The 4,423-nt window shown below is 70.1% G+C and carries 5 protein-coding genes; 3 read left to right on the top strand and 2 right to left on the bottom strand.

Features of this window, described 5'->3' with window-relative positions; all coding sequences use genetic code 11:
- From ACLD7X_RS15835 to ACLD7X_RS15825, 3 genes are all read left to right on the top strand, one after another.
- Window positions 1-337 (top strand): aminotransferase class I/II-fold pyridoxal phosphate-dependent enzyme (locus ACLD7X_RS15835; RefSeq protein ID WP_411424641.1); only part of this gene is annotated, 337 nt, incomplete at its 5' end.
- 183 nt (window positions 338-520) lie between these two features.
- Complete coding sequence (gene clpS, locus ACLD7X_RS15830) at window positions 521-790, top strand: ATP-dependent Clp protease adapter ClpS (protein ID WP_411424643.1); 270 nt, start codon at window positions 521-523, stop codon at window positions 788-790.
- Window positions 790-1,617, top strand: coding sequence for a CPBP family glutamic-type intramembrane protease (locus ACLD7X_RS15825; protein ID WP_411424640.1), 828 nt, complete (start codon window positions 790-792; stop codon window positions 1,615-1,617). Before clpS ends, ACLD7X_RS15825 begins: the two co-directional genes overlap by 1 nt.
- 27 nt (window positions 1,618-1,644) lie before the next feature.
- Here ACLD7X_RS15825 and ACLD7X_RS15820 read toward each other — a convergent pair whose 3' ends face one another.
- Both ACLD7X_RS15820 and cofG read right to left on the bottom strand, forming a co-directional pair.
- Window positions 1,645-3,240, bottom strand: coding sequence for a photosystem II high light acclimation radical SAM protein (locus tag ACLD7X_RS15820; protein WP_412007037.1), 1,596 nt, complete (start codon window positions 3,238-3,240; stop codon window positions 1,645-1,647).
- A 52-nt stretch (window positions 3,241-3,292) separates the two neighbouring features.
- Entirely contained in the window at window positions 3,293-4,264 is a 972-nt protein-coding gene (cofG, locus tag ACLD7X_RS15815) for a 7,8-didemethyl-8-hydroxy-5-deazariboflavin synthase subunit CofG (protein WP_411424639.1), read from the bottom strand.
- Window positions 4,265-4,423 lie beyond the last annotated feature (159 nt).

The following is a 4,423-nucleotide window of genomic DNA, read 5'->3' as shown; positions in this document are numbered from 1 at the left end:
CGTGCAGCGCGGTGCCGAGGCGGTCTACTCCCCGGAAGGTCAGGCCCAGGTGAAGGCGCTGATCGGCTTCTACATGGAGAACGCCGCGATCATCCGGCGGGAGCTCTCGGCGGCTGGCCTGCAGGTGTACGGGGGCGAGCAGGCTCCCTACGTGTGGCTGCGAACCCCCCAGGGCCTCGATTCCTGGGGCTTCTTCGACCATCTGCTCGGCCGGGCCCATGTGGTGGGCACCCCGGGCAGCGGCTTCGGCGCCGCCGGAGAGGGCTACTTCCGCCTCTCGGCCTTCAACAGCCGCGCGAACGTGGAGGAGGCGATGCGCCGCATCCGGGCGCTCTGACGCCTGCGCTCCACCCTCCGCCACCGTCACGGCCCAACCGTCACGGCCCCACGGTCACGCCCCCGCCGTCACGGCCCCGCCATCCCGCCCTTTAATAAGCAGGTCGTCATGACAGCTGCCGCCATGACCACAGTGCCCCAGGCCACCCAGACCCCCAGCCGTGAGACCGGCGGAGCAGCGGTGATGGAGAAGGCGCCCGAGCGGGTGCGCAAACCCTCGCCGCGCTACAAGGTGCTGCTCCACAACGACCCCGTCAACTCGATGGAGTACGTGGTCACCACCCTTCGCCAGGTCGTGCCCTCCCTGAGTGAGCAGGACGCGATCGCCGTGATGCTCGAGGCGCACAACACCGGCGTGGGCCTGGTGATCGTGTGTGATCTGGAACCCGCCGAGTTCTACTGCGAAACCCTCAAGGCCAAGGGACTGACCAGCACCCTCGAACCCGAGACCTGATGCCCCCCGCCGGCCGTGCTCGGCCCGTCGCCCGGCCGCACTGGTGGGGCACCGCGGCCTATGTGCCGCTGCTCTACGCCCTGGGGTTCGCCCTTTCCCGACCCCTGGGCTGGCTGAGGCCCGAATGGCGGGCCGACCAGGTGGATCTCGCCGGGGTGGCCATCGCCTTTGGGCTGCTGCTGGCCACCCTGCCCTGGAGGATCCGCCGGGCGTGGGGGTCCCGCACCCCCTGGCAGAGCCTCGGTCTGGCGGCCCCCCCGGGCAGCGCCCTGGTCCAGGTGCTGGGCGGGTTGCTCCAGGCGGTCGTTCTGCTGGGTCTCACCGCCTCGGCCCTGCTGCTGGGCGCCCAGGCGCAGTGGTCCGGACGTCTGGCGCCGGATCTGGTGGCCAATGCCCTGCTGCTGGGGCTCGGGGTGGGACTGGCGGAGGAGGTGCTGTTCCGGGGCTGGCTCTGGGGTGAGCTGAACCTCCAGATCGGCAGGCGTCGGGCCCTGGTGCTCCAGGCGGCGATCTTCGCCCTGGTGCACCCCTGGTACCGGGCGCCCGGTCTGCAGGGGATCGTCCTGCTGGGCGGGTTGCTGCTGCTGGGCCTGGCGCTGGGGCTGCGCAAGCTGGCCGATGGCGGGGCTCTGTGGGGAGCCGTGGCTCTCCATGGCGGGCTGGTGGGGGGCTGGTTCCTGGTGCAGAAGGGCCTGCTGACCATCGCTCCTGCGGCGCCTGCCTGGTGGGCCGGCGCCGGTTCCGCCGGCGACGTGAACCCGATCGGCGGCCTGGTGGGCTGGCTGGGGCTGCTTGTGCTCCTCTGGTGGCTGAGGCGGCAGACCTGAGGATGCCCTCACACACCCCGCCCCCCTTCAGCGCCGGGCGGTCGCCAGGGCCTTCCGGCCCTCCACCGGCGCATGCAGGGCCTCCTCCAGCGGGGCCAGGCCGTAGTCACGCTCGAGCAGATCCATCACGGTTCGGCCGAAGTCTGCAGGGTTTCGGTCAAAGGCCTCCAGGCAGATCCTCCCGAAGGTGCTGCCCATCGGTTCGGGATTCCAGAGCATCTTGCGGGCTGTCCAGGGCAGCATGCTCATGGGGTTGTAACCGGGCCGGATCAAACCCTGCTCGAAGCCGTACTGCTCCAGGTGGGTGTGGGGCTGCAGCCCGATGAAGAAGATGGCGGGCTCGACCTTGTCGGCCCCGAAGATCCTCTCCAGCTCCCGGTGATAGGCCACCGTCTGGCGGATCGTTTCGGGCCGTTCGTCGATCACATTGAACGAATAGTTGACGGAGACCTGCTCGCGGAACCCTGCCCGCGCCAGCAGGCGGCAGTTCTCCAGCACGGTGCGCAGGTTGTAGCCCATGCGCATCTTGCGCACGAGCTCCTGGCTGCCGGAGGTGATGCCGATCTCGAAGTAGCTCATGCCCGTGGCCACCATCAGCTCGGCCAGCTCGGCATCGAGGTTGTCGGCACGGATGTAGGCAGCCCAGCGGATGTCATCCCAGCCTTCGGCAAGGATGGCGCGCAACAGCTCCTTGGCATCCTCGATGTAGCGGCGGGCGGGGATGAACTGGGCGTCGGTGAACCAGAAGCCACGCACGCCACGGGCATACAGCTGGCGCATCTCGTCGATCACCTCCGCCACGGGATTGACCCGCACGGCCTTGCCCTCCACCACGGTGTAGACGCAGTAGCAGCAGTTGTGGGGGCAGCCACGCTTGGTCTGCACCCCCACGTAGAAATCACCCCCGTCCAGGTACCAGTCCAGCTGGGGCCAGATCGAGGCGATGTAGCCGTAATCGCAGGCGGTCTTCTCCATGCCCCCCGGCTGCTCATGGATCAGGCCCGGCCTTGGGGGCTCGCCAGCCACGAAGCAGCGGTCGGCGGCGATGGAATCGCCCCGGATCAGCTTTTCGAGCAGGGGCTCCCCCTCCCCCACGGAGACCACGGTGCCCGCCGGCAATTTCCTGCCCAGCTGTTCGTAGAACACGCTCACGGCGCCACCACCGATCACGGCCCGGGCCTCGGGATGGTGGCGCCGTGCCCGCCGCAGCCCGAGCTTCACGAGGCGAAGGTTGCGCCAGAGCTCGCCGTAGAAGGCCCGCATCAGGCCAAGGCCACCGATGGCGCCGCGCAGCCGCTTGAGCGGATTGCGGGAGTAAAAGACCTCGAAGGAGTTCTGGAGGGGATTGCCGCTGCGGCCGTCCACCGGTGCGTAGATCTGGATGTCCCGCCAGGAGAACACCAGCAGGGTGGGGCGAAACACCTCCACGGCCTCGGCCAGCATCCGCTCGACATCGAGCACCGGCACGGCAGCCAGGTCGAGGATCTGCTGGGGGAGAGCCGGGAACTGCTTGTGCAGGTGATCGGCCAGGTAGATCGGGCCGATCGGAAAGATGGGGTTGCAGGGAAGCCGGACGAGCAGCACCCGGTGATTGGTGGTGACCACGTGGTTGCTGGTGACCACTGGCCCTGTGGTGCCCACGGCCGACAACTCCCGCTAGCGGTTAACCCGGACGCTAACCACCCCGCCCGAGCCGCTGAGCCATCGCCTCGGCCCGGGCCCGCAGCGCGGCCGGCAGCTGCGCGATCCAGGCCGGATGCACACAGAGGCGTGGCCTCAGCTCCCAGCCCGCCGCGGCCAGGTGCTCGGCCAGGGCCCCAGCCGTGGGCTGGGGGTAGGCCGGGTTGATCACATCCACGGTGTCGATGCCGCCGAGGTCGTCGATGCCGGCTTCCAGGGCCGCCACCAGGTGCTCCAGGGGCCAGAGGTTGGGCGGCAGCTGGAGATGCACCTCCGGGGGCAGGATCCGGCGGGCCTCGGCGATCAGCTCGAGGAGCGACTCGCAGGTCGCCGCCGGAAGGGGCAGCCCCTCCGCACCGGCGGGCCGGAAGGGCTGCAGGATCACCTCCTGCACGTGCCCCCAGCTGGCATGCAGCAGGGCGATCAGCTCCAGGGCGTCGCGCTGGTCCTGGCGGCTTTCACCGACGCCGAGCAACAGGCCGGTGGTGAAGGGAACGCCAAGGCGCCCCGCCTGCTCCAGCTGCGCCAGCCGCTGCTCCAGCCGCTTGCTGGGCGCCTGGCGATGCAGGGCGTCGTAGGCCGGGCCCAGGCCCTCCAGCATCAGACCCAGGGAGGGATTGAGCCGGCCCAGCCTCGCCATCTCGGTTCGGCTCAGCGGTCCCGCGTTGGTGTGGGGCAGGCGGCCCTGCGCCAGAGCCAGGCGACTGAGGGCCACCAACCGGGCGAACCAGGCGGTGCGGTGGGCTGACGCCGGTGGCACCTCACCGCTGAGCAGCAGCACCTCGAGCGCCTGGGGCCTGGAGCCCAGGAGCGCCAGGGCCTGCCGATCGCCGAGGGCATCGGCCAGGGGATCGCGGGGATCGGGGGACAGGCGGAAGCCGCAGTAATCGCAGCGGTTAAAGCAGCCACGGGTGGGCACGAGCGTGACGCTCGGGCTCCAGGTGACGACGGCCGCCCGGCCCCTCATCGGCAGGGCCGGCAGAACCGGGGTGCGGCGATCCGGCCACCGGCGCTGCGCAACCCCTCTTCACAAACCACGCAATGTTCTGTTACGTTCAGCGGCGACGGGATTCCGTCCGCCTGCCGCGTCTTCCCCCGGGCTCCGCCCACGGAGGGGCGATGGCGG

Source organism: Aphanothece microscopica RSMan92, from assembly GCF_046613545.2.
Lineage (GTDB): Bacteria > Cyanobacteriota > Cyanobacteriia > PCC-6307 > Cyanobiaceae > NIES-981.
Note: the sequence above shows the minus strand (reverse complement) of the source record. Positions and strands in the feature narration are given on the sequence as shown.